The organism is Vibrio sp. 1069 (assembly GCF_033340555.1).
Map to the genome: position 1 here is coordinate 1 of NZ_JAWOWP010000680.1, position 580 is coordinate 580.

Here is a 580-nt window from a genome sequence, read left to right on the forward strand (position 1 = left end):
CCAAGTCCGATATTTTGGTTGAACTGGAGCATGAATACGAAATTGAACAGCATAATACCGTTGCCGTCGGTGATGGTGCCAACGACTTAGTGATGATGTCCGCCGCAGGCCTTGGTATTGCCTACCACGCGAAACCTAAAGTAGAAGCGCAAGCACAAACCTCGGTGCGTGTTGCTGGGTTAGGTGGGGTGCTCTGTATTTTGTCTGGCGCGCTCGTGAAGCAGCAAAAAATCAGTTGGAAAGCGAAGCCTTAATAGAATCAGAAAGAAAAACACCGCCTATCTTGGCGGTGTTTTTTATTCCGTTAGTTCAAGTCGCACGACGACTTCTTCGGTTATGTCTTCAAACTCGCTGTAGCCAACCAAAGCCGTCAGCTCCTTTTCTAGTTTACTGGCTTGATGAACGCCAAACTGAGTAAGGTCACTCAAGTCCTGTCGTAGCAGCGACGTCATAGGATCAAAAATGGGTGCCGTGGACATTCGAAAGACATAGAAATCGCCCATCATGCGCGCTTTTTTGATGAACTGAATTCGCTCTTTCACGCTATTAAATTCTTGGTGCAGTTTGGATTCGATAGCCT

The 580-nt window shown here is 47.1% G+C and carries 1 protein-coding gene and 1 pseudogene; one reads left to right on the top strand and one right to left on the bottom strand.

The window, feature by feature from the left end; genetic code table 11:
• Positions 1-254, top strand: a 254-nt coding sequence (locus tag R7040_RS28440; protein ID WP_318097886.1) for an HAD hydrolase family protein, incomplete at its 5' end; no start/stop codon positions are given.
• A 42-nt stretch (positions 255-296) separates the two neighbouring features.
• Here R7040_RS28440 and R7040_RS28445 read toward each other — a convergent pair.
• Positions 297-580, bottom strand: a pseudogene (locus R7040_RS28445) (PilZ domain-containing protein); the annotation flags it as partial.